The 23,537-nt window shown below is 28.9% G+C and carries 20 protein-coding genes and 1 riboswitch; of the genes, 9 read left to right on the top strand and 11 right to left on the bottom strand.

The window, feature by feature from the left end:
• The first annotated feature begins 75 nt into the window (after nt 1-75).
• Both OXH55_RS15470 and OXH55_RS15465 read left to right on the top strand, forming a co-directional pair.
• A complete protein-coding gene (locus tag OXH55_RS15470; protein WP_268050937.1) occupies nt 76-960 on the top strand; it encodes an ABC transporter ATP-binding protein in 885 nt (294 codons plus the stop codon).
• Nucleotides 961-1,761, top strand: coding sequence for an ABC transporter permease subunit (locus OXH55_RS15465; protein WP_268050935.1), 801 nt, complete (start codon nt 961-963; stop codon nt 1,759-1,761).
• Between the two features lie 85 nt (nt 1,762-1,846).
• Here the strand turns inward: OXH55_RS15465 and OXH55_RS15460 are convergent, their stop codons facing one another.
• Nucleotides 1,847-2,266, bottom strand: a complete 420-nt coding sequence (locus tag OXH55_RS15460; protein WP_268050934.1) for an acyl-CoA thioesterase — start codon at nt 2,264-2,266, stop codon at nt 1,847-1,849.
• Between the two features lie 71 nt (nt 2,267-2,337).
• Nucleotides 2,338-3,219 (bottom strand): DMT family transporter, encoded by an 882-nt coding sequence (locus OXH55_RS15455; RefSeq protein ID WP_268050933.1) that lies wholly within the window; start codon nt 3,217-3,219, stop codon nt 2,338-2,340.
• Nucleotides 3,220-3,473: 254 nt separating this feature from the next.
• Here OXH55_RS15455 and OXH55_RS15450 point away from each other — a divergent pair, with 254 nt between their 5' ends.
• The gene (locus OXH55_RS15450) at nt 3,474-4,904 is read left to right on the top strand and encodes a pyridoxal phosphate-dependent decarboxylase family protein (RefSeq protein ID WP_268050932.1); all 1,431 of its coding nucleotides are present in this window, start codon (nt 3,474-3,476) and stop codon (nt 4,902-4,904) included.
• A 60-nt stretch (nt 4,905-4,964) separates the two neighbouring features.
• On the opposite strand, the gene OXH55_RS15445 is transcribed toward OXH55_RS15450, so the two are convergent.
• The 5 genes from OXH55_RS15445 to OXH55_RS15425 all read right to left on the bottom strand — a co-directional run bounded on the left by OXH55_RS15445 (nt 4,965) and on the right by OXH55_RS15425 (nt 13,726).
• Nucleotides 4,965-6,959: a methyl-accepting chemotaxis protein gene (locus OXH55_RS15445; protein ID WP_268050931.1), complete on the bottom strand. Its 1,995-nt coding sequence runs from the start codon at nt 6,957-6,959 to the stop codon at nt 4,965-4,967.
• A 228-nt stretch (nt 6,960-7,187) separates the two neighbouring features.
• The gene (locus tag OXH55_RS15440; RefSeq protein ID WP_268050930.1) at nt 7,188-8,549 is read right to left on the bottom strand and encodes a Na+/H+ antiporter NhaC family protein; all 1,362 of its coding nucleotides are present in this window, start codon (nt 8,547-8,549) and stop codon (nt 7,188-7,190) included.
• Nucleotides 8,550-8,806: 257 nt separating this feature from the next.
• Complete coding sequence (gene megL, locus OXH55_RS15435) at nt 8,807-10,012, bottom strand: methionine gamma-lyase (RefSeq protein WP_268050929.1); 1,206 nt, start codon at nt 10,010-10,012, stop codon at nt 8,807-8,809.
• Nucleotides 10,013-10,703: 691 nt separating this feature from the next.
• Nucleotides 10,704-11,909, bottom strand: a complete 1,206-nt coding sequence (gene megL, locus OXH55_RS15430) for a methionine gamma-lyase (protein ID WP_268050928.1) — start codon at nt 11,907-11,909, stop codon at nt 10,704-10,706.
• A 239-nt stretch (nt 11,910-12,148) separates the two neighbouring features.
• Nucleotides 12,149-13,726 (bottom strand): sigma 54-interacting transcriptional regulator, encoded by a 1,578-nt coding sequence (locus OXH55_RS15425; protein WP_268050927.1) that lies wholly within the window; start codon nt 13,724-13,726, stop codon nt 12,149-12,151.
• 273 nt (nt 13,727-13,999) lie between these two features.
• Between OXH55_RS15425 and OXH55_RS15420 the strand changes: the two genes are divergently transcribed.
• From OXH55_RS15420 to OXH55_RS15410, 3 genes are all read left to right on the top strand, one after another.
• On the top strand, nt 14,000-15,742 hold the full coding sequence (locus tag OXH55_RS15420; protein WP_268050926.1) for a methyl-accepting chemotaxis protein: 1,743 nt from the start codon (nt 14,000-14,002) through the stop codon (nt 15,740-15,742).
• A gap of 560 nt (nt 15,743-16,302) precedes the next feature.
• The gene (locus tag OXH55_RS15415) at nt 16,303-17,889 is read left to right on the top strand and encodes a DEAD/DEAH box helicase (protein WP_268050925.1); all 1,587 of its coding nucleotides are present in this window, start codon (nt 16,303-16,305) and stop codon (nt 17,887-17,889) included.
• Between the two features lie 181 nt (nt 17,890-18,070).
• On the top strand, nt 18,071-18,352 hold the full coding sequence (locus tag OXH55_RS15410; protein WP_268050923.1) for a DUF503 domain-containing protein: 282 nt from the start codon (nt 18,071-18,073) through the stop codon (nt 18,350-18,352).
• Nucleotides 18,353-18,396: 44 nt separating this feature from the next.
• Here OXH55_RS15410 and OXH55_RS15405 read toward each other — a convergent pair whose 3' ends face one another.
• From OXH55_RS15405 to OXH55_RS15390, 4 genes are all read right to left on the bottom strand, one after another.
• Nucleotides 18,397-19,473, bottom strand: a complete 1,077-nt coding sequence (locus tag OXH55_RS15405) for an HD-GYP domain-containing protein (RefSeq protein WP_268050922.1) — start codon at nt 19,471-19,473, stop codon at nt 18,397-18,399.
• A 243-nt stretch (nt 19,474-19,716) separates the two neighbouring features.
• Complete coding sequence (locus tag OXH55_RS15400) at nt 19,717-20,319, bottom strand: LysO family transporter (protein ID WP_268050921.1); 603 nt, start codon at nt 20,317-20,319, stop codon at nt 19,717-19,719.
• On the bottom strand, nt 20,319-20,597 hold the full coding sequence (locus OXH55_RS15395; RefSeq protein ID WP_268050919.1) for a LysO family transporter: 279 nt from the start codon (nt 20,595-20,597) through the stop codon (nt 20,319-20,321). The genes OXH55_RS15400 and OXH55_RS15395 overlap by 1 nt, the downstream gene beginning before the upstream one ends.
• 27 nt (nt 20,598-20,624) lie before the next feature.
• The gene (locus tag OXH55_RS15390) at nt 20,625-21,209 is read right to left on the bottom strand and encodes an SGNH/GDSL hydrolase family protein (protein WP_268050917.1); all 585 of its coding nucleotides are present in this window, start codon (nt 21,207-21,209) and stop codon (nt 20,625-20,627) included.
• 220 nt (nt 21,210-21,429) lie between these two features.
• Between OXH55_RS15390 and OXH55_RS15385 the strand changes: the two genes are divergently transcribed.
• The 3 genes from OXH55_RS15385 to OXH55_RS15375 all read left to right on the top strand — a co-directional run bounded on the left by OXH55_RS15385 (nt 21,430) and on the right by OXH55_RS15375 (nt 23,535).
• A complete protein-coding gene (locus tag OXH55_RS15385) occupies nt 21,430-22,197 on the top strand; it encodes a TatD family hydrolase (protein WP_268050916.1) in 768 nt (255 codons plus the stop codon).
• 39 nt (nt 22,198-22,236) lie between these two features.
• Nucleotides 22,237-22,344, top strand: a riboswitch (TPP riboswitch).
• 167 nt (nt 22,345-22,511) lie between these two features.
• Nucleotides 22,512-22,802: a thiamine-binding protein gene (locus OXH55_RS15380; protein ID WP_268050915.1), complete on the top strand. Its 291-nt coding sequence runs from the start codon at nt 22,512-22,514 to the stop codon at nt 22,800-22,802.
• Complete coding sequence (locus tag OXH55_RS15375) at nt 22,774-23,535, top strand: ABC transporter permease (protein WP_268050914.1); 762 nt, start codon at nt 22,774-22,776, stop codon at nt 23,533-23,535. Before OXH55_RS15380 ends, OXH55_RS15375 begins: the two co-directional genes overlap by 29 nt.
• Nucleotides 23,536-23,537: the final 2 nt, after the last annotated feature.

The following is a 23,537-nucleotide window of genomic DNA, read 5'->3' as shown; positions in this document are numbered from 1 at the left end:
TTATGCTGTATTTATTTTTTTATGAAAACTTTAGAGTTAAATTGAGAACAATATAAAAAAAAGGAGGAGATGTATATGAATATCATAGAAACCAACAGTTTAACCAAATATTATGGTAAGGCCAGAGGTATAATAGATGTAAATTTAGAAATCGGCGAAGGAGAAATTTTTGGTTTTATAGGTCCCAATGGTGCTGGAAAATCTACTGCAATAAGGACTATACTAAATTTCATACATCCAACCAGCGGCAGTGCTAAAATATTTGATTTGGATTGTGTTAAAGATTCAAAGGAAATAAGAAAGCATATAGGATATTTACCATCTGAAGTTAACTATTATGATGATATGAAAGTTGGAGAATTATTAAATTATTCTGCTAGGTTTTATAAAGGTAATTATAAAGATAATATACAAAAGCTATCTCAAAGATTAGAGCTGGATTTAAATAAAAAAATAGATGACTTATCTCTTGGTAATAAGAAAAAGGCTGCTATAGTTCAAGCACTTTTACATGAACCTAAACTTCTTATACTTGATGAACCTACAAGTGGACTTGACCCTTTAATGCAAAATATATTTTTTGATTTACTTCGTGAAGAAAATAAAAAAGGAACGACTATATTTTTCTCATCACATATATTGAGTGAAGTACAAAAGCTTTGTCATAAAGTAGCAATAATTAGAGAAGGGAAGATTTTAAAGGTAGAAACTATAGATAATTTAAGAAATAACAAATTTAAAAATATAAGAATAGAATTATCAAAGGATAAAGAGTTAGACTTAGATTTATCAGGAATAATTAAAAAGGAAAGAAGACATAGAGAAATTAAGTTCTTATTCAATGGTAATATTAATGAACTCTTATTAAAATTATCAAAAATACAGATACAAAATTTATGGATAGAGGAACCTGCCCTTGAAGATGTGTTTATGCATTATTATGAAAAGGGGGAGGAATAGATGAATTTGTATTTAAGAGAAATGGATAGAAATAAAAAGAGTCTTATAATATGGACAATTATTTTAGCATCTACTATATTTCTCATGATGGCTGTTTATCCATCTATAGCTAAAGAAAGTAAAAGCATTGAAGAACTCTTTAAAAGTATGCCTAAAGCTTTACTAAGTGCTTTTGGTTTAGATAAGCTTAGTATGTCAAATATATTTGGTTACTACGCAACAAAAGGATATGTATTTGTAACTTTATTTGGAAGCATTTATTCCATAATGCTGGCTGCTAGTATGTTGTCAAAAGAAGAAGGTGAAAAAACTATAGAATTTTTACTATGTAAACCAATAACTAGAACAGAAGTAGTTACAAATAAGCTTCTTAGTTGTATAACAAATATAATTATTTTAAATGTATTAACAACTGCAATGTTATTTATAAGTTTTGAAATATTTAAAATAGAGTCTTTTAGTATGAGAATATTTGGACTTTTGAGTATAGCTCCATTATTATTACACCTAACATTTGCTTCTATAGGTTTTTTTATGTCAGCTATTATGAGAAAAAGTAGAAGTGTAACATCAATATCTATTGGAGTGGTTCTTATAACTTATTTTTTAAGTATAGCTGCGTATATTTCAGATGAGCTTGAAATACTAAAGTATTTTACCCCTTTTGAGTATGTAAATGCAACTAGTATAATTATTGGTGAGAAAATGAACAGCACTTATTTGCTTATTATGTTGATTTTAAATATTGCATTTATTGCTGCTGCATATATAATATATAACAGAAAAGATATTGCAGTATAGGTATTGAAGGGTGATTTGAGAGTTGAAATTTCATAATTAATAAATAATAAAATCCTAAGCCACAAAATGTGATCTTAGGATTCTGTTATTTTGTATAAAGTATACTTAGCTTTTCCCATATATTATGATGTTTTTTCTTTACATTTACAATTTTAAAATCATTATTAACAAATGCATGAGTTGTAGAGCCTTTTGCTAAAAGTTTGTTATCAGATTCTCTAATAACGTTATAGTTAAATATTATTTTCGCACCATTCATTTCTTTTATGCTAGTTTCAATTATAAGTTCATCTTCATATTTTGCACCTTCTATGTATTTACAACAGCTTTCTACTAATGGAAGCATTATGCCTTGTTTTTCTATTTCTTTATAACTCATTCCCGACTCTGTTATAAATTCTCCTCTACCTACTTCAAACCAAGCATAATAATTGGAGTGATGAACAATTCCCATTTTATCTGTTTCAACATAACGTACTTTAATTTTTGACTTATTTACATACATAATGTAACTATCCCTTCTCTAATGAATTTCTTGTTTTATAGTATATCATAAAGACGAAATAAAAATTGATGTTATTTGGATTTTTGACATATATACACACCAGTAATTATTAAGAGGGCAGCAAAAACTTTTACTATAGTTATAGTTTCATGAAGTATTATAGATGATAGTATAATAGAAAATACTGGAACTAAATTTATGAAGATTGAAGTTTTAGCTGGACCTATTTGTTTTATAGACATTTGTTGTACAAGGTATCCTATAACAGATGCAAATATACTCATATATACAACAGCAATGTAAGAATAATATGGTACACTGTGTATTAAACTTATAGGATTTTCATATATGACAAAAGGAATTAGAAAAAGGGTACAAAATAAAAAGCTGTAGAAAGTTAAAGTAAGTGGTGAATATCGAGGCATAACTTTCTTACTGTAAATTCCATAACAAGCCCAGCACAATACTGCTAAAAGCATTAGAATATCTCCTTTGTTGAAGGTAATATCGCTAATAGTTGATAGAGAACCATTTGTTATGGTTAAAAGTACTCCTGTAAATGAAAGAATAATTCCTAAAATACATTTTGAATTTAGCTTGTCCTTAAGAAAAATAAAACATAATAAAACTGTTATCATAGGATTAGATGCAGCTATAATGGAAGAGTTAATAGCTGTAGTATATATAGAGGCCTTGAAAAATAGAATATGGTATCCTACCATCCCTACAACACCTGTAAATAAAAATACGGGTATATCCTCTTTCTTTAATTTATATATATGTTTTTCTTTAACTAAAATTACGACATAGAGTATTACTGTAGCTATAGAAAATCTAAGGAATGTAAGTGTGAAAGCAGGTATAAATGGAGCAGAAAGCTTTGCTGCAATAAATGCTCCACCCCAAAATAATGCAGCTAATACCATTAAAAAATAAATACTACGATTTTTCATAAAAATATCTCCTTAATATTAATTTATTCATGATAGTAAATAGTAATGTATAAATATAACTCAACAAACTATATTATACCATATAATAACATACATAGTAACTTATTGTATGTTATTATATTAGCTTTTATATATGAAAATCTGTTGAGATGAGAATTTGAACAGTATATACTAAATATATGGGCAATTAAGAAAATTTAGTGAAATATATAATTAAGCTTATACAAAAATATATAAGAAAGGTAAGGGGAAGTATGAGAGTAGAATCTTTAGATCTTGAAAACATGGATATTTGCTTGGACAAAGCTATTAAAGTTGTAGGGGAGTATATAAAGGATATTTCAAGTGATCCTGTTATTCCCAATATTAAACGTGAAAATTTATATGATTTAGTTTCGCAAGAAATACCCTTTGAAGGAATTGGTGTTGAAGAGGTTATTGATGATGTAAAGGAAAATATTATTCCTTATTGCAGTAAGATAGGAAATCCTAAGTTTTTATCATGGATTATTACAAGTCCATCACCAGCTGGAACAATAGGTGAAATTTTAAATGTGGGTTTAAATCAAGTTCCTTTTTGTTATAAGTCAGGTCCGGCAGCTACGGTTATAGAAGAAACTGTTGTATCTTGGTTTGCAAATATGTTTGGTTATACAGATAAAAGTGGAGGAATTTTAGTAAGTGGAGGTACAATGGGAACGTTAACAGGACTTTCTGTAGCTAGAGAAGTTCATATTCCAGGTGCTATGAAGAAGGGGCTCCAAAACATAAAGAAGCCTTTAGTAGTATATGTTTCAAATATAAGCCATAAATCAGTTGAAACTGCAGCAAGTGTACTTGGAATTGGTAGTGATTTTGTAAGGAAAATTCCAGTAGACTCTAATTTTAGAATGGATGTTGAAAAATTAAAAGAACAGATAGAAGAAGATAGGGAATTAGGGTATGATCCATTTTGCGTTGTAGCACAAGCTGGAACATCAAATGAAGGTGCTGTAGATGATATTGATAGGATTGCAGATCTTTGTAATGAACAGAGGATATGGTTGCATATTGATGCAGCGTTTGCTGGAGGAGCAATTTTAACAGAAAGAGGGAAAACACTGATGAAAGGAATAGAGAAAGCAGATTCTATTTCTACAGATCCTCACAAGTGGTTTTTTATACCAGTGGAGGCTGGATGTGTTTTGATTAAAAATAGAGAGCATCTTTATAATACATATAGAACCAGTGATAAGGCGTTTAATGCAGATGAGCCAATTGAATATATGAATTATGGAATGCAATTTACTCGTATGTCTAGAGCATTTAAAATCTGGTTTGCATTTAGAGCTTATGGACTCAATAAACTTTCAAAAGTTATAGATACAAATATGGATTTGGCACAAAAATTTACAAGAATAATAAATGAATCCGATAAGTGGCAGCTTCTTTGTCCTACACAAACATCAGCAGTATGTTTTAGATATGTGCCTAATTTAAATTATAGTGATGAAGAATTAAATAAACTTCAAAATAGCATATTAAATGAATTAGAATTAAGCGGGAAGGCATTTCTTGCTCCAGCAGTCATAAATGGAAAAACTGCAATGAGGGCTTGTCTTTCGAATCATAGAACCAGTTATGAGGATTTAGAGTTTGTATTTAAAACTCTTAATGAGATAGGAGAAAGAATTTCTAAGGCATGATTTAGGTAAAACTAATTTAAGGGTACAGACTTTATAAAAAGCTGTACCCTTATTTCATAGTTAAATTTTAAATTTTGATATGATATCTTCTAAATTAATAGCAAGTGAAGTTAAATTTTCTGCTAAGTCAACTACTTGTTGGAAGCCGGCAGCTTGTTCTTCTGAGGAAGCACTAGCTTCTTGTGTTGTAGCTGCTATTTCTTGAGATAAGTTTGATACTTCACTCATATTTTCAACAACTTTGGATTTATTTAAAGTCATTATATCCAATGAACTGTTCATATCGTGAATATTTTGTCCAAGAACTTTTAAGTTATCCACTATATTTTGAAAACTTGAGGTTGTAATATTTACACTATTTCCTGTTAAATCATTTAAACTTTTAGTTTCGTTAATTCCGTCAACTACTTTAGTCATGTTTTGATGCATAATTACTAAAACATTATTTATTTCTTCAGCAGATTTAGCTGATTCTTCAGCAAGTTTTCTAACTTCATCTGCAACTACTGCAAATCCTTTACCTGCCTCACCAGCACGAGCAGCTTCAATACTAGCATTCAAAGCTAGTAGGTTAGTTTGTTCAGTTATGCCTTTTAATGTATCAGTAATATGAACTATTTCTTTAGATGTTTCAGCTAGAATATTAATTTCTTCTAAAAGTTTATCATTAGCTTCTGAATTTTTTTCATAGTTTTCTTTTAATGCATTTATTGCGAAAATTCCTTCATCAGTAGCTTGTTTAACCTTATCAGATGCCTCATATATATTTTTTCCTTTTACAATAGACTCATTTACTTTTTCTCCTAAATCAGCAGTTATAGTTTCTGTTCTTTCCAAATTAGATGATTGATCTACAGCACTTTCAGAGATGTTTTGTACAGCTTTTGCTATTTCATCAGCAGTAGCATTAGATTGTTCTGTAACGGCTAACATGTTTTCAGAAGAATCTTTAAGCTCAGATGATGAATCTTTAATATTTTTTAGTACAAAATGTATATCTTCTATCATTTTATTTAGTGAAGATCCTATTATCTTAAGTTCTTCTACTTCATTTTTATTATTTTCAATTTTATGGGAAAAATCACCATTACCTAATTTTTTTATGGATTTAACAACTTTTTTTATAGAGTTTGAAAATTTTATTCCAAATATATTTCCAATCAATATAGCTATAACTAAGAAAATGATACTTATTAATAGCATGGTATTTCTTAAGTGAGTAGATTTTTTAGTAAATTCACTTTCAGGAACAAAAGCTGCTATTGTGTAATTTGTTTCTTCATTATTTAAGGTATATGTACGATATTGTTCACCTTTTATAAACACCTTATTATTAGCTGTATTAGTTTTTATTACTTCATTAATCCAGGCTTCATCTTTTGAGGTTTTGCCAAGCAAAGTCTTATCTTTAGCTGCTATTATATTTCCAGTATTATCGATTATAGTTGTGAATCCATTTTCACCTATTTTTATCTGTGAAACTTTATCAGATAAATCACTGAGCGTTATATCTGTTCCAACAACTCCTACAATTTGTTCTGAACTATTTTTTACAGTTTTAGCAAGAGTAACAACATATCTACCTTTTTTATTTACATCTTCGTATGGTGCAGTAATAATAATTTTTCCATCATTATTTATAGCATCTTTATACCATACTCTTGTTCTTGGGTCGTAGCCTTCAGGAATTTTATCTACTGTGGCATGGTGTTTCCCAGTAACTTCTCCAAAATATACTGTTAGTATATCTTTGTAGTGATCTTTACAAGCATAAAAAAAGTCCATCATATATTGTTCAAATTCTGGGTGTGTAGATATTTCTTTTACGTCATAGTTATCGCTTAACATATTTATTACTTCTTTATTATATTTTATAGTGTCATTTAATACAGTAGAAACTTTAGAAGCTTCAGAGGACATTATTTGGTTAAGATTTTCAGTTAAGTTATTATTATTTATGTAATAACCAAATATTGAAATGAAAATAGTAGGTATGATTACTGCAAGCGATAGTAGTAAAGTTATTTGAGATTTAAAGGTTTTCTTCATTTTCATCAACTTTTCTCCTTTTATAGTTTGAAATAAATTAGCACTTATACGGATTATATTAGCAAACAGATTATAAAAATACAAGGTGAAATTGACCAATAATCGTTTATAGGAGCAAATCGAATATGTTATCGACTTGCTCCTAAAGTGTGTAAATTTTATATTTTATATTTTATGGGATGTTGTTTGATTAATTTAATAAATTGTAGCTGTGGTAATTATAATGTTCTACTATTAAGATGCTGCTTTTTCATCTTCCCATTTCCAAGGATTCTTTTTAATAAGACCATCTGCAAATGGTATGAAGATTGATGCTATAGCTGATACTACAAGAAGTTGTTGATACCATAATAGTGGTATAACTTGCATTGGAGATACTGCACCTTTAGAGAAACTTGTTAATATTAGCATTTGAGCTCCATATGGAATAAGTCCTTGTAATACACAAGAGAAAGAATCCAATAAAGCTGCACTTCTACGTGGGTCTACTTTATATTTATCACAAAGTTCTTTGGCAATAGGTCCATTTATTATGATAGCAACAGTGTTGTTAGCAACTGCAGCGTCAGTTAAAGAAACTAGTGCTGCGATACCAATTTCAGCTGATTTTTTACCTTTTATCATTTTTTGAATAGCATTTAATAAGAACTGAATTCCACCGGCTTTAGTAACCATATGTGCAAGTCCACCAGTCAGTAGTGATAAAAGGAATATGTCTGTCATATTTGTAAATCCTGTAAATACTTGTTGTGCAAAAGTTAAAACTGTTAAGTCACCATATGCGAATCCAATTATACCTGAAAGGAAGATACCTCCTGTTAGTACAGCGAAAACGTTCATTCCAGCTAAAGCTAAAACTAATACAAATATATATGGTAAAACTTTTATTATATTAAAATCGTAAGTTTGCATTGTAGGTATAGATGTAGGATGTCCCAAAACTAAAAGTAAAATTATTGTTATTATTGCTGCTGGTGCTGCAATAAATATATTTACTCTGAATTTATCTCTCATTTCACATCCTTGAGTTCTAGTTGCTGCAATTGTTGTATCAGAGATTACTGATAAGTTATCACCAAACATAGCTCCACCACATACAGCTGCTAAAGTAAGAGGTAAAGGAAGTCCAGCTTTTGCAGCAACTCCTACAGCTATAGGGCCTAGGGCTGCAATTGCTCCAACAGAAGTTCCAGTTGCGATAGATATAAATCCTGCGATAACAAATAATCCTGCCATTACGTATTGAGCTGGTATATATGTTAAACCTAAATTTACAGTTGAGTCTACTCCACCCATTGATTTAGAAACAGCGGCAAATGCTCCAGCTAATAAATAAATTGTACACATAATGATGATATCGGGGTTTCCACAACCTTGAACGAATGATTCGAATTTTTCATTTATTGTTCCTTTTAATAGAATGAATGCTGTAATAATACCTAAGAATACAGCTACTGGTGCAGGGAATTGATAGAATGCCATTTCCACACCTTTTGCTTGTAATATAATTCCGCTACCTAGATAAACACCTATAAATACTACAAAAGGTAAAAGTGCTTTTCCACTAGGCATTACTTTATTTTGCTTATCACTCATTTTTACGCCTCCTTAAGATTAATATATAATTAATAATTATTAGTACCATTTTGAAAAGGTTTACAAAATAATTGCGATAACAATTGAAAGTATATCATGTATTTTTCATTAATTCAATTGTCAATAAAATACATATTTTAAAAATATTATATTTGGGTATTTGGGGATGTTATTCACAATATTAAAGAATACATCCCCATTTACAAAGGATTTATTTACTTATACTAATGTTGATTTATATTAGGTTAAATACTAAACTATTTAACAATTAAATCTAAAGCTTGTTTTAAGTCAGCAATTATATCTTCAGAATCTTCAAGACCAACTGATAATCTAACTAATCCATCACTTATTCCAACTGCAGCTCTTTCTTCTGGAGTGTATGGAGAGTGAGTCATTGAAGCAGGGTGTTGAATTAATGTTTCAGTATCTCCTAAGCTTACTGCTAATGAAGCTAATTGAACATTATTCATAATTGTTCTTCCGTCATCTACGCCACCTTTGATTTCAAAAGCAATCATACCACCAAATAATTTCATTTGTTTTGCAGCTAAATCATGTTGTGCAAAGCTCTTAAGTCCTGGATAATATACTTTTTCAATTGCTGGGTGACTTTCTAAGAATTCAGCAACTTTCATTGCATTTGCACTATGTTTTTCCATTCTTACATCAAGAGTTTTTAATCCTCTGATTACTAGGTAAGCATTCATAGGACTGCAAACTGATCCAGTTAAATCTTTAACTCCAACTAATCTAACTTGATTTATGAAATCTTGTTTACCTGCTGCAAATCCTACAATAACATCTCCGTGTCCATTTAAGTATTTAGTTCCTGAATGAAGAACAACGTCAGCACCAAATTCTAATGGTTTTTGAATGTATGGAGTGTTGAATGTATTATCAACAAATACTAAACAATCTTTAACTTCGTGAGCTATTTTAGATACTGCTTCTATGTCAGTGATTTTTAATGTTGGGTTAGCAGGTGTTTCTAAATATACAACTCTAGTATTAGGTTTCATAGCTTTTTTAACTTCTTCAAGATTAGTGATATCTACAAATGTAACTTCTATTCCGAATTTAGTAAGACCGTGGTTTAATAATGCGAAAGTACAACCATAAAGTGTATCAGATGCAACCACATGATCTCCAGCTTTTAATGCTGTCCATAATGATGAAGATATAGCTCCTATACCAGATGCTGTAGCTACTGCTGCTTCAGCTCCTTCTAATAAAGCGATTTTTTCTTCAAGTTCATTAGCAGTTGGATTTCCAAGTCTTCCATATATATATCCAGGTTCTTCTAATGCGAATCTTTTTCCACCTTGTTCTGCTGAATCAAATATAAATGTAGAAGTTTGGAATATTGGAGTAGCTAATGATCCAAATTGTTTATCTCCTGCATGTCCACCATGTATAGCTTGAGTTGCAATGCCCATTTTTTCCATATGTTCTCTGTTCATTATATATCTCTCCTTTAAATTTATTTATATCAATGTAATATATCTTAACGTTTACATTAAATAATATAAGCAAGTCTTGTGCCAACTTTTATATTTGTTGATATAAGGGGTGTTTTATATAAAGAAATATAAAAATATAAAAGAACGTAAACATTTTCAACCACATTATCACATAAAGCGGAAAGTTTTATTTACATTTGTAAACAAAACTTTCCGCTTTATGTCGTTTTATGTAGATTTTTAGAAATACAAAAATATAATATAGTTAGTTTATGTTTTTTACTTACTAGGAAATTATAAACTTTTAAAGTCAGTATAAAATATTGTTTGAAATTTTATAATTTCCAACCTTAAGTATCCTAATAAAAGTATATATTGCGTAAAAGGCATTTGAATAAACTTTAGGAAGTCTTATTTATTTTTGGGATATATGCGTAAAGAAAGACATATGTTTGAGCGATAGCGAGTTTATGTTTTTAGCATGTATCTAAGAAAATAAATTAGACTTCCTTAGTGAAGTGAAACTCCTTTATAGCAATATATACCTTTGTTTTACAATTTAAAATAAAATCAATCATAAGAAAATATTATACTTTCTTATAATTGATTTTATTAGGGTTATATTGAATGTGTTTGAAACAATTTAAAAATAATTTGTTTTATTAATATTTATATTAGGTTAAATATCAAACTATTTAACGATTAAATCTAAAGCTTGTTTTAAGTCAGCAATTATATCTTCAGAATTTTCAAGACCAACTGATAATCTAACTAATCCATCACTTATTCCAACTGCAGCTCTTTCTTCTGGAGTGTATGGAGAGTGAGTCATTGAAGCAGGGTGTTGGATTAATGTTTCAGTATCTCCTAAACTTACTGCTAATGAAGCTAATTGAACATTATTCATAATTGTTCTTCCGTCGTCTACTCCACCTTTGATTTCGAAAGCAATCATACCACCAAATAATTTCATTTGTTTTTTAGCTAAATCATGTTGTGCAAAGCTCTTAAGTCCTGGATAATATACTTTTTCAATTGCTGGATGACTTTCTAAGAATTCAGCAACTTTCATTGCATTTGCACTATGTTTTTCCATTCTTACATCAAGAGTTTTTAATCCTCTGATTACTAGGTAAGCATTCATAGGACTGCAAACTGATCCAGTTAAATCTTTAACTCCAACTAATCTAACTTGATTTATGAAATCTTGTTTACCTGCTGCAAATCCTACAATAACATCTCCATGTCCATTTAAGTATTTAGTTCCTGAATGAAGAACAACATCAGCACCAAATTCTAATGGTTTTTGAATGTATGGAGTATTGAATGTATTATCAACAAATACTAAACAATCTTTAACTTCGTGAGCTATTTTAGATACTGCTTCTATGTCAGTGATTTTTAATGTTGGGTTAGCAGGTGTTTCTAAATATACAACTCTAGTATTAGGTTTCATAGCTTTTTTAACTTCTTCAAGATTAGTGATATCTACAAATGTAACTTCTATTCCGAATTTAGTAAGACCATGGTTTAATAATGCGAAAGTACAACCATAAAGTGTATCAGATGCAACCACATGATCTCCAGCTTTTAATGCTGTCCATAATGATGAAGATATAGCTCCTATACCAGATGCTGTAGCTACTGCTGCTTCAGCTCCTTCTAATAAAGCGATTTTTTCTTCAAGTTCATTAGCAGTTGGATTTCCAAGTCTTCCATATATATATCCAGGTTCTTCTAATGCGAATCTTTTTCCACCTTGTTCTGCTGAATCAAATATAAATGTAGAAGTTTGGAATATTGGAGTAGCTAATGATCCAAATTGTTTATCTCCTGCATGTCCACCATGTATAGCTTGAGTTGCAATGCCCATTTTTTCCATATGTTCTCTGTTCATTATATATCTCTCCTTTAAATTTATTTATATCAATGTAATATATCTTAACGTTTACACTGATAATATAAAGCAAGCCTTGTGCCAACTTTGAACGAAGTTTTATAAAACTCCCTAAATTCTTTATATATAGCCAAAAATAAAAACGTCTAAATAGTATTATAGTCAAATGACATAATACTATTTAAACGTTTTTAACCATATTAAGCTTATTTGTGTAAAAAAAACTTTCCAAGTGTAAATTAAATTTTACACTGTATGTTATATTTTTTTACTTTATTTATTATGGTAGTATGAGAAACACCTAAAACTTTTGCTGCTCCACGACAACTTCTATGATTTTTTAATGCTTTTATTATGGCCTCTTTTTCACAAATTTCTACTATATCCTTTAATTTAAGCTCTTTTTCAAAGTTGAAATTAGGGCTGCAAGTTTTAGTTCCACCGTTAAAATCTATAATTAAATGTTCTAATCCTAATAGGTTATCCCAACATAAGTTCATAGCTCTTTCAATAACGTTCTGTAATTCTCTGACATTACCCGGCCAATTATATTCCATTAATGCATTAATAAATGCTAATTCAGATCCAGAAATTTGTTTGTTTAATTTCTTATTTAATTTATCTATGAAGAAGGTAACTAAGCTTGGAATATCTTCAAGTCTATCTCTTAGTGGAGGTATATATACAGGTATTACATTCAATCTATAATATAAATCTTCTCTAAATTCTTCCTTTTTAATCATTTCTTCTAAATTTCTATTAGTAGCTGCAATTACTCTAACGTCAACTTTTTCTTCTTTTGTGCTTCCAATTTTTCTAATAACTCCTTCTTGTAGAACTCTTAGAAGTTTTGCTTGTAGAACCATAGAAAGTTCTCCAATTTCATCTAAAAATAGAGTTCCTTCATGAGCTTCTTTAAAAAGTCCTTCTTTTCCAGCTACGTTTGCACCTGTAAAACTTCCTTTTTCGTAACCAAATAATTCACTTTCAATTAAATTATCTGGAAGTGCTGCACAGTTTATAGTAACAAAATTTTTGCTTTTTCTATCACTTAAATTTTGAATTGCTTTTGCAAACAACTCTTTTCCTGTACCACTTTCTCCTCTTAAAAGAATTGTAGAATTACTTTTAGCAACTGAGGTACATAATTTTTTTACTCTTTCCATTGAAATACAGTTACCTATAATTTCTTTAAAAGCACCTGCTTTAGTAGAAGAAACAACGTTAGCAATTTCTATAGCCTGTTTAATATCTTTAATTGAAGCAACAACTCCAATGGTATTGTTGTTATCATCTTTTACAGGTCTACCAGTAGTTAGGTAATGACTTTCTCCTCTTTCGTTCTCTATATTGATTTCAATGTTATCGTATTTTTCGCCATTTTGCAGTAAATTTACCATAGGAGCATTTATTTTAAGAAAACTTTTTATATTTGTTCCAAGTACCTCTTCTTTTTGGCAGTGGAATATTTTTTGGCAATAGTTATTAAATATTTCTATTTCCATTTTGTTGTTTATGGCCATTATTCCTTCGTCAACAGAATCAATGGTTGCAAGAAGTTTTCTTTCATTTTTTTCCTGCTGAAGAAGTTCAACTTCATTTATGCTAACTACACCTTCTAAGTCATATAATGATCTTTTAAGTAATTCTTTATTATCATCAGGCATATGCTCTATTTTAACACAAACTTTTTTTGGAAATACTTCTAAGGAATTTAGGCTTATATTAAAATTATATATTTTATCTAGTATATCGAGTGTCATACCAATTCTGTCTTTTGTAATTACTTCAAGTCTAATAAATTTTTTTATATTCATAGTTAATCACCCTTACTATTTAGTTATGATTTAATCATAAATTATAAAAACAAAGATTCATCAAAAACTTAGAGATGAATAAAATACCTCATATTATATTATATATCATTACAAAATAAAAATCTTCATTTAATAATATATAATATAATATGAAAAAATAGTGAATTTAAATATTAAAATTCACTGAATATTAAAAATATATTTTTCAAATTTATGGTATAATTCTTTATATATTTATTAGAATTGATATAGAGCCCAAAAGGAGGGACATAAGTGAAAAAAGTTAAAAATAAAAAGAAAACAACCTTAAGAAGAAAATGGACTAAAAATATTATGACTTTAATGTTTGGAGTTTTTTTTATAGTTGGTATATCAGCATATCTTGCTATTGGTAAATTCATAGAACATTCTGTACAGATAGCAGTTCCAGCAATAACAAACTCAATTACGGCAGAAGTACAAAAAATAGATTTTTCAGAGCTTGAGAAAAATAAAGAGAATAGTGAAATATATAAAGAAATAGACGGGATACTTACAACTCTTCAAGATAAATCTAATAAGTTTGTTAGTGACATTTTTGTCATTTCATCAAATGATAATAACAATTGGACATATATAATAGAAAAATCAAGAAATCATAATGCAAAATACGGTGATATTTTTGACAGTACTGAACAACTTAATATTATAAATAAAACTGCAGCTAGTGGTGAAACATATGTAGATAAAGTAAAACAGAGTTTCACAAATGATTCTTCAAATTCACAGGTATACATTCCTATAGAACTAAAAGGTAATTCAAATGTAATGGTAGGAATGACTTTAAATAATGACGGGTTTATTAAATTTGAATTAATCATTCTTGGAACTTTATTTGGCTTAATGGTATTATCTTTGATAGTAGTCAGAATAATAGTAGGGGGAATAACTAAGCATCAAAGTAAATCTATTGAGCAGCTTGTAGATAAAATGAAAGATGTTGCTAATTTAGAAGGTGATTTGACTCAAAGAATTGATATACAGAGTAATGATGAAATAGGAGAGTTAGCTAATTATACTAATCAGATGTTAGATACTTTTCAAGAAATCTTATTAAAGGTTAAACAAGTATCGGAGAATTTACACAAAACTAGTGAAGATTTTCATGATTCTTTTACTAATGCAGTAGCTGAGTTTGAGGAAATGGATGCAGCCACAAAGGATATAACAATTAGAATTGGAGAACAGACAGAAAAGTTTTGCATTACAACGGATAAACTTCATCATGTAAATGATGCTATAGTACAGGTAGCGGAAAATTCTCAATTAGTAACGGAAGAGTCTATTAAAACTAGTGAGAGTACAAGTGAAGGGAATAAGGCAATGAAGCAACTTGAAAGTCATTCAGGCGAAATTGTTCAAGTGGTAGATAAGACTTCACAACTAGTTACAAATTTAGTTCAAAAATCAAATGAAATAAATAGTATTATAGATGCTATATCTTCTATAGCAGAGCAAACAAATCTTTTAGCTTTAAATGCTTCTATAGAAGCAGCTCGTGCAGGAGAACATGGAAGAGGATTTGCTGTTGTTGCAGAAGAAGTTAGAAAGCTTGCAGAAGAGTCGGCTAAATCAGCAGAAGAAATATCTTCACTTATTCAAGAAGTACAAAATGGAATAGAAAATGCTGGTGAATCCATGGAGCATGTAGCTGAAAAAACTGTAGAACAAAATAAATTTATTGATGAGGTTACAGAAAGATTTAACGAGATTGCTAAATCAATTAATGATGTTTCAAGTAAGGTAGAAGATGTATCTTCTGCTACTGAGGAAATGTCAGCTAATACAACAATGATTACTCAAGAGATTGAAAAATTAGCTATTATATCAGAAGAAAACAATTCTTCAACGGAAGAAGTTGCAGCTAGTATAGATGGTCAAGTAAATTCAATTGGGAATTTGATGAATATGTCACAAGAGCTTAATAATGTATCTTCAGAATTATTAGAGAAAGTGTCAAAATTAAAACTTGAATAGAATAAAATTATAGTTTGTTAATTTGTAGGGAATAGCATAAGAACAAATTTTTATTGTAAGAACAGAACTGATTATAATAAGTATAGTCAGTTCTTATTCATTTTTATAAAAATCTTATATTAATAAAGCATTTTAAATTATATATCATTGCATATTGAGCATAATACATATATAATGGTTAAGTTAACTAGTTGTGCTAGTCAAGGTTAATAACAAAAATTACAAAAAGAAGAGTCTAACATATAATGTTAACCTAGCATAAACACCCAAAAAACAAAATGATGGATAGAATAAGGAAGTGTCTTTTAAAAATTATAGAACTAATATGCAAAATGCAATAAGTTCTTATAAAAAAGAAACTTATTATAGAGTTGAATTTTAGGCGTTAGCAGCCTTAAATGGATATATAATAGATTTTACTATTACACCTGCTAATGCTAGCTTTATAGGATTATTACGAAATGTTCTTATGTAATAATATTCTTATATATGAATAATTTTCAGTTAGCACAACAGGTTAAGTTAAGTATTAAAATATTAAAAATTGAAAGGAAGTAAATATGGGAAAAATAAAATTTGAAGATTTACCAATATCAGAAGAAAGTAAAAAAGCAGTTGCTGACATGGGATTTGAGGAGCCATCTCCTATTCAAGAAAAAGCTATACCTTTAATATTAGAAGGAAAAGATGTAACAGGGCAGGCGCAAACTGGAACGGGAAAAACTGCAGCCTTTGGTATTCCTGCTATAGAAATGATTGAATCTGAAAATAAAAAATTACAAGTTATAATTTTATGTCCAACTAGAGAGCTTGCTATTCAAGCATCACAAGAAATAAATAAACTTTCAAAGTATAAAGAAGGTCTAACGATTTTAGCTGTTTACGGAGGGCAACCAATAGATCGTCAAATTAAGGCGTTAAAAAGAGGAGTTCAAATAGTTATAGGTACTCCAGGCCGTGTTATGGATCATATGAGACGTAAAACATTAAGAGTAGATGATGTAAAGATGGTTGTTTTAGATGAAGCAGATGAAATGCTAGATATGGGATTTAGAGAAGATATAGAAACTATAGTTCAAGACATGCCTGAGGAAAGACAAACAATTTTATTTTCAGCTACAATGCCTAAAGCTATATTAGATTTAAGCAGAAAATATCAAGAAGATCCAAAACTTGTTAAAGTAGTACATAAACAATTAACAGTTCCAAATATTGAACAAAAATATTTAGAAGTAAAAGAAAGTGCTAAACTTGAAGTTTTATCAAGACTTATTGATATGTGTAATCCAAAATTATCAGTAGTATTTTGTAATACTAAAAAGAGAGTTGATGAAGTAGTTGCTCAACTTCAATCTAGAGGATACTTTGCAGATGGACTTCATGGAGATATGAAGCAGCCTCAAAGAGATCGTGTTATGAATAAGTTTAGAAATGGAACTGTAGAAATTCTAGTAGCAACAGATGTTGCGGCTAGAGGGATAGATGTAGATGATGTAGAAGCAGTATTTAATTATGATTTACCACAAGATGAGGAGTACTATGTTCATAGAATTGGAAGAACTGGAAGAGCCGGAAGAGCGGGAGCTGCTTATACTTTTGTAGCAGGTAAAGCAATTCGTAAACTTAAAGATATTGAAAGATATACAAAAACAAAAATTAAACGTAGAGAAGTTCCATCAATTAGCGATGTAGAAGAAATTAAAACAAGTGCTTTTTTACAAAAAGTAAAGGATTCTATAGAAGAAGGTCATTTAGGAAAGTACATTGACTTTATAGAAAAGCTACTAGATGAAGATTATGCATCTATTGATGTAGCAGCGGCTTTATTAAAGATGTCTATGAGACAAGAAAACAAAGAAGAAGTAGAACCATTATCTGATGATATAGGTGATACTGGCGCAGAACAAGGAATGGTTAGACTATTTATAAATGTAGGACGTAATAATAAGATACAAGCAAAAGATGTTATAGGAGCAATAGCAGGAGAAACAGGTATGGCAGGTAAATTAATTGGTAAAATAGATATTTATGAAAAGTTTACTTTTGTCGAAGTTCCAAAAGAATATGCAAAACAAGTATTAAATATAATGAAGAATAATACAATAAAGGGAAAGAAAATAAATATAGAACCTGCAAATGCAAGATAATTTAATGTTTTTTTAAAAAGAGATTCTTTTTGAATCTCTTTTTTTATTATGGTTTAGGAAATCAATAATTCTTATATAGGATGTATAAAAAGTTTGAAGTATAATAATATAGTAATATAAAAAGATAATAAAAATGTAGAAATGTTGTAAGGGGTTCAGTAATTAATGGGAGTGTTAAATTATGATTATTGGAACAGCAAAAATTTATCTGTATGCAAATTGGGTTCATTCACTCAAAGAGAAAAGGATGGTTGTAAAAAGTATTATTGCAAAAGTTAAACACCGATATAATGTTTCCATTGCAGAAGTAGAGAATCAAGATTATCACCAATCTATAGTAATAGGAATAGCTTGTGTAAGTAACACTACGCGTCAAGCTAATACGGTTATACAAAATGTTGTAGATTATATAGAGGGAAATACAGAAGCGTTGATAGAAAAGATAGATATAGAAACACTTTAACATAATAAAAGAATGTTGCGTTGCAACATTCTTTTATTATGTATTTATTCAAGAGTTTCAAGTGTGCCTATAATAAATAAAGTAGTTTCTTTAGATAAATCTAATTCTTTAGATTCACTTAATTTATTTCCGTTTTCATCTACAAGTATATTTATAATAGGTCTTGAACAAAATTTCTTATTTTGCTTTAAGACTATTCCAGAAGCCCCTGTATTAAGTTTGATGAAACTTCCAGAAGGATATGCAGCTACATTTTCAATAAACACATTTACTAATTTTTTATCAAATATAGACCCGCTCATAGTAATAAGATATTCTAAGGCTTCATAAACCTCCATTTTTTTATCACCATAAAAATCAGAGGTAAGATTATCAAACATGTTACAAATAGATACAAGTTTTACTGTTTCATGAAGCTTATCATCTTTAAGACCAAGTGGATAACCTGTTCCATTACAGTGCTCATGATGCATAAGAATTATTGCTTTGGATACATAACTTATATCGTATTTTTCATTTAATATTTCATAGCCGTCTAGAGGATGTTTTTTTACAACAGACATTTCTTCTTCATTTAGTTTACCGATTTTGGATTTAGTTATAATATCTTCAGGAGTAAGAAGCTTTCCAAGGTCATGAAGAAGTGCTCCTGCAGCTAGCTCTCTTAGATGGTTTTTATTATAACCTAAGTGGATACCCATAATTACAGATAAAGCACATACATTAACAGAGTGTTCATATAGATATTGATCTTTTGATTTTATGTCCGAAATATTTACTATAACTTCTTCTCTAGAAAGGATGTTATCAATTATTTTATCAACAGATTTAGTAATTTCACTTGAAGATGTATTGCGCTTAGTTATAAATTTATGAAATTCATTTTTTATGATTGTTTTAGTTTCTTGTCTTGTATGATCCGAAATAAAATCTTCAATTTCTATTTCTTTTGAGAATTTATCGTTTATGTAAAGTGACAATATACCCATTTGGGTTAATCTCATTTTATAGCCTGGTTTTAGAGTTGTCCCTTTAGCTAATAGAATTTTACCGTATCCATCATAGATGGGTTTTGCTAGTGTTTCATTGCCTTGTATTTGTGAAATAGATATTTTTCTCATAACAATCAAATCTCCTTATATTCCAAAGTACACTATAATGAATTAGTTTTAATTATAAAATATGATTATGTAATAATATTACCATAGAATTTAAGGAATAAAAAATAAATTCATAGATGAATTTACATTATTACATAATACTAACAAATAAAGATAATACAATTATACATGATTTATAGATAAAAACAAATTAATAAACCCAACAAAGTAATAATAATTTTTATAGTTAAACTAAGTAGTTATTTATTTATATATAGAATAGAAAAAAGGTACTAACACTGGAACAAGTGAACTTAAAATTAATCCATTAACAAAAGATATAAAGGCTGTTTCAGAATTTGTAGATTCTGAAATCAGAGGTAAAGTCGTATCCATGGAAGTAGCACCAGCAGGGGCTATTGTGGTGTAATAATTTAGATATCTGGCTAAAAATGGAATTGTTATTACAGCTATTAATTCTCTAAATATATTTGTTAGAAAGGCTATAGTTCCTACTTCTACATTACAGAGAGAAGTTAAAATAATGCCTGAGAGGCTGTACCATCCAAAGCCTGATGCTATTGCTAAACTAATGTTAGGAGATACCTTGAAAAATAAGCCAGTTATAAGACCGCCTACTACACTTCCAGCTACTATACATAGAGGTATACAAAGTAACTTTAAGCCTTTTTTCTTTAAGTTTTCTATTAGACTTTTATTTGAACCAACATCTATTCCAACTGATAGTATTAAAATATTTAAAGCAATTGTAATAAGTATTTCTGAATTGCTTATTATATTTTCTGGTATAAAATAATATCCAGAAAAAATGCCAAGTAAAAGAGCTATAATAATTGAAAGTGACATTATTCTCCATCTCCTTTCATAAAAAAGTGACTAAATAAATAAACTAAAATAATACATGATAGACTTGTGAAAACAGCATAGGAAAATGATTTAAAACCAATGTTCTTTATATTATGGATAATTTTTTTATTTCCACCAATGGTAACTCCCATAGCAAATAGAAGTATAACAACTCCTACATTTTGAAGTTTAGAATTATATTTTAATAATTTTTCTGGTATAACATTTAAACGTCCTAGAACTACTCCTATTAGTAATACTATAATAATAGTCCACATAATAATACCTCCTTTTTATAAATAAAATTATTTATTTAATTTTGATAATACTTTAAGAGCTAGTTTAGCCATTATCTCATGGCCTTTAGGTGTTGGATGTATACCGTCTATGTAAAGAGTCGTTTCGGTGTTTTTATCTAGATAACTTATAAATTCTTTATAAAAATTTATATACATAAAGTTATTTTCTTTTGCAAAATTTATTGCCCATTTTTCATATTCGCTAATTTGATGATTTATTTGTTCATAATTATCGTTGGATTGCCAATATCTACGGGCTAAATTTTCTATTATTGGAGGTTGTATTCCTAAAACTATTTTAATTTTTTCTTTTTTAACGTCATTTATAAGTTCTTTTATGTTTTGTTGAACATTCTTAATGGAATAATTCATGAGAAAATCATTTGTACCACCCATTATAAAGACGTATTCTGGTTTGTTTAAAATTACATCTTCGTAAAATCTAAAAAGCATACCAGCAGTTGTATCACCATTAAGTCCCTTATTTATAGTTTGTATATTATACTTACCATTAACAAGATGAAGCCAATTTTCATTTTTATTAACACCATATCCAAAGGTTAAACTATCTCCTATGCATACTAATTTCATTATATATACCTCCAGTTAAATTTAAATATATATATATATTATCATCTTAATTTAAATTAGGAGCATAAATTTGTAAAAAATAGCATTAAATATTTTAAGGGTGTAATTGACAAATTAAAAATAAAAGAATACACTTAGCCCGTATAGGCTGCATTATGCAGTTTGTAAGAGATATAATAAAATATAAATAGATGTTGTAAAAAGGGGTAGGAGTGAAAAAATGTTTATTGAAGCCCATACTCATTTAGATCATTACAAACATAATGAACTAAAAAGAGCAATTAAAGAAATTGATGACAAAAATATAATAACTATAAATAATTCTATGGATATACCGTCTTATATCAAAAATATAGAGATAAGTAGAAAAAGTAAATTTATAATACCAACTTTCGGTATTCATCCATGGAATGCAGCGAAGTATGTAGATAGACTAGATGCAATAGAAGAATATATTTATAAAACACCTATGATTGGTGAAATAGGTTTAGATTTTTATTGGGTTAAAGATAAAGCTCAATTTGGTGCTCAGAGAAAAGTATTAAGTTTTTTTCTGCAAAAAGCTAAGGAGCAGAATAAAGTAGTTAACCTTCATACTAAAGGTGCAGAACAAGAAATATTAGATTTGCTTGATGAATATAAAATAGAAAATGCTATAATTCATTGGTATTCTGGTCCTAAAGATATTTTGAAAAATATGATTTGTAGAAATTATTATTTTACTTTAGGAGTTGAAATTTCTTATTCAGATAAGATTACAGCTATTGCACAGGAAATTCCTTTAAATAGATTACTTACTGAAACTGATGGACCAGGGGCAGAAGAATGGATTAGTGGTAAAAGAGGAATGCCTATATTGATTGAGAAAGTTGTAAGTAATTTATCAGAAATAAAAGGTATTTCAAAGGAAGAAATTAAACAGATAGTATTTGAAAATTTTAATACCTTAGTGTATGAAAAGGATTTACTAAAAGGGTTTGACAGGTAGATTTTCATCATGTAACATGAATATATAGAAAAAATAATTATAACAAAACAGGGGAGCCAATGTATGGGCTGAGAGGAAATTAACGGATTTCGACCCTTATAACCTGAACTGGATAATACCGGCGGAGGGAGTATATTAGTTGAATTTATAAACTTAATTGTGTGAAGTTTGTGTAAAGCTAAGTTAATCCCTTTGTTCTGTTCAGGACAAAGGGATTTTTTAATATTAACAAGAAAAAGAATTATCCACAAAATAAAAGTTTATTTATACATGTATTGTGGAAAAAATAATAACAAAAGAAAGGGTAGAGAAAAATGCAAAATATCAATGTAAGTCTTCAAATTTTACCTGTAGTAGAAGAAGAAAGAATTTATCCTGTAGTAGATAAGGTTATTGAGTACATAGATTCTTGTGACGTTAAATATGAGGTTGGTGCTATGGAAACTACAATGGAAGGTGACTTGGACAAGCTTTTAGAAATAGTAAAAAAAGCTCAAGATATTTGTGTAAATGAAGGAGCAGCTAGAGTTATATCAATTGTAAAAATAGACTACAAACCTGAAGGCGTGACTATGAATGAAAAAACGTATAAATATAAGAAATAAGGCAATACCAATAGTATTTCAAATAATTTTAATAATAATATGGCAGATTGTTGTAGACAAAGGAGTTGTAGAAAGATATACACTTCCTTCACCTACGGATGTTATTTTATCATTATTTAAAATACTTCCTAATATAAAAGGACATATATATACAACTTTTAAGGAGGCTATGTTGGGATTTATAATATCTATAATTTTAGCTGTAGTTTTAGCTATCCTTATGGATAATATTAAGGTTATAAGAAGAACTATATATCCCATATTAGTTGTATCTCAAACAATACCGACTGTGATATTAGCTCCCTTATTTGGAATGTGGTTTGGCTTTGGAATATTACCTAAGATAGTTATAGTAGTTTTAGTATGTTTTTTTCCTATAGTTATAAGTCTTATGGATGGACTAAATTCTGTAGATAGAGATATGGTTAATCTTTTAAAGTCTATGGGAGCAAATAAGCTTGAAATTTTTAAAAACGTAAAGTTTCCAGCTTCAATGGTTAACTTTTTTTCAGGACTTAGAATTGCTGCAACTTATAGTGTAATGGGAGCAGTAATTGGAGAGTGGGTAGGAGCTAATGAAGGGCTTGGCTTCTATATGATGAGAGTTAAGCATTCCTTCGCTATGGATAAGGTTTTTGCTGTAGCGTTAATAATTATACTTTTGAGTATGGCTCTTTTTGGAATATTGTTTTTAATAGAATATGTATTAACACCATGGAATAGAAGAAATTAAAG

Origin of the sequence: Clostridium ganghwense (assembly GCF_026735165.1) — a bacterium.
In the GTDB taxonomy this organism is placed as follows: domain Bacteria; phylum Bacillota; class Clostridia; order Clostridiales; family Clostridiaceae; genus Clostridium_H; species Clostridium_H ganghwense.
The sequence above is the reverse complement of the archived record's forward strand: the minus strand, read 5'-3'. Positions and strand labels throughout refer to the sequence as shown.

What these genes read in the sequence shown, in the direction of transcription:
- OXH55_RS15440 (WP_268050930.1), bottom strand. Translation starts at nt 8,549, where the DNA reads ATGAGTGATAAGCAAAATAAAGTAATGCCTAGTGGAAAAGCACTTTTA.
- megL (WP_268050928.1), bottom strand. Translation starts at nt 11,909, where the DNA reads ATGAACAGAGAACATATGGAAAAAATGGGCATTGCAACTCAAGCTATA.
- OXH55_RS15400 (WP_268050921.1), bottom strand. Translation starts at nt 20,319, where the DNA reads ATGTCACTTTCAATTATTATAGCTCTTTTACTTGGCATTTTTTCTGGA.
- OXH55_RS15385 (WP_268050916.1), top strand. Translation starts at nt 21,430, where the DNA reads ATGTTTATTGAAGCCCATACTCATTTAGATCATTACAAACATAATGAA.
- OXH55_RS15425 (WP_268050927.1), bottom strand. Translation starts at nt 13,726, where the DNA reads ATGAATATAAAAAAATTTATTAGACTTGAAGTAATTACAAAAGACAGA.
- OXH55_RS15455 (WP_268050933.1), bottom strand. Translation starts at nt 3,219, where the DNA reads ATGAAAAATCGTAGTATTTATTTTTTAATGGTATTAGCTGCATTATTT.
- OXH55_RS15395 (WP_268050919.1), bottom strand. Translation starts at nt 20,597, where the DNA reads ATGTGGACTATTATTATAGTATTACTAATAGGAGTAGTTCTAGGACGT.
- OXH55_RS15460 (WP_268050934.1), bottom strand. Translation starts at nt 2,266, where the DNA reads ATGTATGTAAATAAGTCAAAAATTAAAGTACGTTATGTTGAAACAGAT.
- megL (WP_268050929.1), bottom strand. Translation starts at nt 10,012, where the DNA reads ATGAACAGAGAACATATGGAAAAAATGGGCATTGCAACTCAAGCTATA.
- OXH55_RS15380 (WP_268050915.1), top strand. Translation starts at nt 22,512, where the DNA reads ATGCAAAATATCAATGTAAGTCTTCAAATTTTACCTGTAGTAGAAGAA.
- OXH55_RS15450 (WP_268050932.1), top strand. Translation starts at nt 3,474, where the DNA reads ATGAGAGTAGAATCTTTAGATCTTGAAAACATGGATATTTGCTTGGAC.
- OXH55_RS15410 (WP_268050923.1), top strand. Translation starts at nt 18,071, where the DNA reads ATGATTATTGGAACAGCAAAAATTTATCTGTATGCAAATTGGGTTCAT.
- OXH55_RS15415 (WP_268050925.1), top strand. Translation starts at nt 16,303, where the DNA reads ATGGGAAAAATAAAATTTGAAGATTTACCAATATCAGAAGAAAGTAAA.
- OXH55_RS15465 (WP_268050935.1), top strand. Translation starts at nt 961, where the DNA reads ATGAATTTGTATTTAAGAGAAATGGATAGAAATAAAAAGAGTCTTATA.
- OXH55_RS15375 (WP_268050914.1), top strand. Translation starts at nt 22,774, where the DNA reads ATGAAAAAACGTATAAATATAAGAAATAAGGCAATACCAATAGTATTT.
- OXH55_RS15470 (WP_268050937.1), top strand. Translation starts at nt 76, where the DNA reads ATGAATATCATAGAAACCAACAGTTTAACCAAATATTATGGTAAGGCC.
- OXH55_RS15405 (WP_268050922.1), bottom strand. Translation starts at nt 19,473, where the DNA reads ATGAGAAAAATATCTATTTCACAAATACAAGGCAATGAAACACTAGCA.
- OXH55_RS15445 (WP_268050931.1), bottom strand. Translation starts at nt 6,959, where the DNA reads ATGAAAATGAAGAAAACCTTTAAATCTCAAATAACTTTACTACTATCG.
- OXH55_RS15390 (WP_268050917.1), bottom strand. Translation starts at nt 21,209, where the DNA reads ATGAAATTAGTATGCATAGGAGATAGTTTAACCTTTGGATATGGTGTT.